This is a genomic window from Corallococcus sp. AB018, assembly GCF_003986945.1.
Taxonomy (GTDB): Bacteria; Myxococcota; Myxococcia; order Myxococcales; family Myxococcaceae; genus Corallococcus; species Corallococcus exiguus.
On the sequence record NZ_RAWR01000399.1, the window covers coordinates 1 to 3563 of the forward strand.

The following is a 3563-nucleotide window of genomic DNA, read 5'->3' on the forward strand; positions in this document are numbered from 1 at the left end:
CCCCGGCCCTCAAGGCCCACCCTGTTGCTCGTCCTGGCGTTGGCGGCCCTCTGGGGCTGTTCCTCCGACAAGCCGAAGCCCGTCGAGCAGGTCTTCTCCGACGTCCAGTTCGACCTCACCGTCCCACCGGAGACGCCGGTCGACGCGGAGATCTTCCTCAAGGGCCCCACCGCCACGTTCGGCGGCACGGACGGGCGGGGCCTGGAGATGGTCTACCAGGGCGGCCGTCAGTTCAGCCTGAAGGCCCGGCTGCCCAAGAACACCGCCTTCACCTACGCGGTGTTGATGACGGCGCCCACGGCCCAGGTGGCGCTGGACGCCCAGGGAGCACCGGAGGCGGACCACACCGTCACCGCCCGTGAGAACGAGGAGACTGTCACCCTCACGGTGGAGCGCTTCGGCGCCGAGGGGGGGCAGACAGGCGCGAGGACCGTGTTCATCGTCCAGGTCCCGGACATCACGCCGGTTGGGGCCAAGGTGTGGCTGTCCGGAAACCAGCCGGAACTGGGGAACTGGAATGGCGCGGAGGTGGAGCTCTACCAGGCCATGGACAACGCCTACGCCGGCGCCGTCACCTTCGCGGCGAGCACGGGCCTGGAGTTCAAGGTGACGCGCGGTTCGTGGGACACGGTGGAGAAGAGCGAAACTGGCGCCGAGGTGGCCAACCACACCTTCACCACCGGCGGCGGCTTCGAGCGCGTGCCCGTGGCGGTGAAGGGCTGGGCGGACCTCTCCACGCCCCCGCCGCCCCCGCCGCTCACCGGTGACGTGCGCTACCTGCGCAACGTCGTGCCCCAGGACGCAAGCCTCAAGCCGCGCGACGTCATCATCTGGCTGCCGCCCGGCTACGAGGCGGACACCACGCGCCGCTACCCGGTGCTCTACATGCACGACGGCCAGAACCTGATGGACGTCAGCACCGCGTTCGCGGGCGAGTGGAACGTGGATGAGACGGCGCAGGCGCTGGTGGAGTCCGGCAAGGTGGAGCCGCTCATCATCGTGGGCATCTACAACACGAGCGACCGCATCGCGGAGTACACGCCGGTGCCCTTCCCGCCGGAGTACCCGAACGCGGGCCGCGCGGACGTGTATGGCCAGTTCCTCATCCAGGAGCTGAAGCCGCGCATCGACGCGGAGTTCCGCACGAAGCCGGAGGCGCGGTTCACGGGGCTCGCGGGCTCGTCGCTGGGCGGGCTCGTGTCCATGTCGCTGGGGCTCAAGCACCCGGACGTCTTCACCCGCCTGGGCGTGGTGTCGCCGTCGGTGTGGTGGGCGGACCGGGAGATTGTCTCGGAGGTGAACGCGCTCACCGCCAAGCCCGAGCTGCGCATCTGGGAGGACATCGGCACCAACGAAGGCTCCGGCAGCCAGGCGGAGACGGTGGCGGATGCGCAGGCGCTGCGCGACGCGCTGGTGGCCAAGGGCTGGGTGCTGGACGACGACCTCAAGTACACGGTGGTGGAGGGAGGCCAGCACAACGAGGCCGCGTGGAGCGCGCGCTTCGGTGACCTCCTGCGCTTCCTGTATCCCGTGAAGCAGTGACGAAGCCGCCGCCCCCCACCACCCCGGATGGACGCTACCTGGTGGTGGACGGGCGGCTGTGGCGCCGCAGCAATCCAGCGCTCGGGCCCCGGCAGCGAGAACTGCTGGTGGCCGCGCTGATGCGGGCCCGCGCCGACGTGGGCCGGGCGAAGCGAACAAAGGACGCGGCCCTGGAGCGCCGGGCGCGAGACCGCGTGCACCGCGCCAAGGTGGGCCTGGGAGAGCGGGGCGCGCCGTGGTGGACGGATGGCACGCCGGACCTCAACCGGCGCCTCGTGCGGAACACGCCCTACGCCGCCTGGTTCCAGGACCTGTGAACCGGTTGTGACTTGAACGCCCACCTCCGGGTGTGGAACACGCCTTCTGCCTCAAAGCTGTATTCCCCCAAGACAAGAAGGAAGTGTTGCATGCGTCACGCCTGGAATCGGCTGTGGTGGCTGGTGCCGTCGTTGCTCGTGGCGGCGTGTGGTCCGTCGCAGGAGCAGGACGCGCCCACGCAGGTCGGCTCGAGCACGCAGGCCATTCTGTACACGCCTCCCGTGCCCACGAGCGGCAACCTCGTGGACAGCACGGCGTACCTGGGGCCGGTGGGGCTGAACGGCGCGGTGCAGACACAGTTCACGACGAACCCGCAGTATCTGTCCTTCAGCTTCAACGTGGCAGCGGGCGCGAAGGTGAGCCTGGAGGTCACGCACCTGGGCAGCAGCATGTACCTGGATACGGGCCTGTTCATCTACGGCCCCAGGAACACGAGCGGCAGCTACGGCACCACGGTGCTCGCGCAGGACGACGACGCGGGCTACGGCCAGCTGTCCAAGGTGGCCAGCCTGACGCTGGCCCAGGGCGGCGAGTACCTGGCGGTGGTGAGCACCGGCACGGGAGCGGGCAAGAAGTTCCGCCTGGCGCTGGGCTGTCTCAACGGAGCCTGCGCGCAGGATGACCTGTTCACCGCGTGCGACCTGGACGTGGCCACGCGCATCGAGGTGTGTGACGAGAGCGTGGTGGAGACGCAGAGCGTGACACCAGCGCAGGCGCTGCCGCAGTGCACGGACGCGCAGGACGCGCACGACGCCTGGCTGTCTCAGTGCGCTGTGTCGTCGGGCCAGAAGCCCTGGTGCGCCAACGGCGAAGCGGCCTTCACGTCGCGGATGTGGCCGGTGTGCAAGGACTTCTACCGGCGCTACTACGGCGCGGGCCCGCTGCCACTCACGGAACTGGAGGACAACGACGCCATCAACGAGGCCCGGGCGGACGGCCACACGCGGTGCAAGGCCGGCGAGAATTACTGCGACGAGTTCCTCTGGACGCTCAACGTGCCCTCCGTGGCGGACACGCAGCCCACGCATCTGGACTGGGTGGTGGAGGGCGCCTTCGCCACGCTGCCGGAGCTGTCGTCCAATCAGCGCGTGCAGTTCACGCGGCAGCCCAACCTGACGTACGCGGACTTCGCGAGCCGCATCGCGTGGGCCTTCCCGGAGCTGGGCCAGGTGCTGCCGCAGGAGCTGGGCAACGGCACGGAGGTACCGGTGGTGGCGCACCTCTACGACGACCCGCTGGTGGCCCCGAGTGCGCATGATTTCCACAACCTCTACATCGTGTACTTCCCCCAGTCGCACCGCACCGCGGTGTTCTGGCTCATCCAGCACGAGTACTGAGCGGAGAGGCCCCTAAGGGAGTGCGGCGTCCAAGAAGGCCCCAGCAGTCCGTCACTCCATCCCGCGACTTCAAATCCTCCGCGAGGGCACGCGCCTCGCGGAGCGCCGCGGCAGGCCAAAACGGGAACTCAAGCGGACGCAAAGGCGGGCCCACGAACAGAGGCGCCCGCCAGGGCACGGTGGCCTCAAAACCTGTCCGACTGGAGGGTTGCGCGGAATAGGGGTGCAGGCTGACTGGCTACTGAGCCTCAAGGGAGGCAGGCGCCTCCAGCACGAAGTAGACGCAAAAAAGCCGGCTGCGTGTCAGCAGCCGGCGGATGTTGTGGGCCAGGAGTTTGAGGAGGACTTCGGCCCGGACGGTGCTGG

Annotated in this window: 3 protein-coding genes; all 3 read left to right on the forward strand. The window is 69.0% G+C overall.

Features of this window, described 5'->3' with window-relative positions; translation table 11 throughout:
- Positions 1–1542: alpha/beta hydrolase-fold protein (locus tag D7Y11_RS42055; protein WP_233607581.1), on the forward strand; the 1542-nt coding region annotated here is incomplete at its 5' end.
- Positions 1539–1859: a hypothetical protein gene (locus tag D7Y11_RS42060; RefSeq protein ID WP_121756161.1), complete on the forward strand. Its 321-nt coding sequence runs from the start codon at positions 1539–1541 to the stop codon at positions 1857–1859. The genes D7Y11_RS42055 and D7Y11_RS42060, both read left to right, overlap by 4 nt.
- A gap of 90 nt (positions 1860–1949) precedes the next feature.
- Entirely contained in the window at positions 1950–3197 is a 1248-nt protein-coding gene (locus D7Y11_RS42065; RefSeq protein WP_126936471.1) for a hypothetical protein, read from the forward strand.
- Positions 3198–3563: the final 366 nt, after the last annotated feature.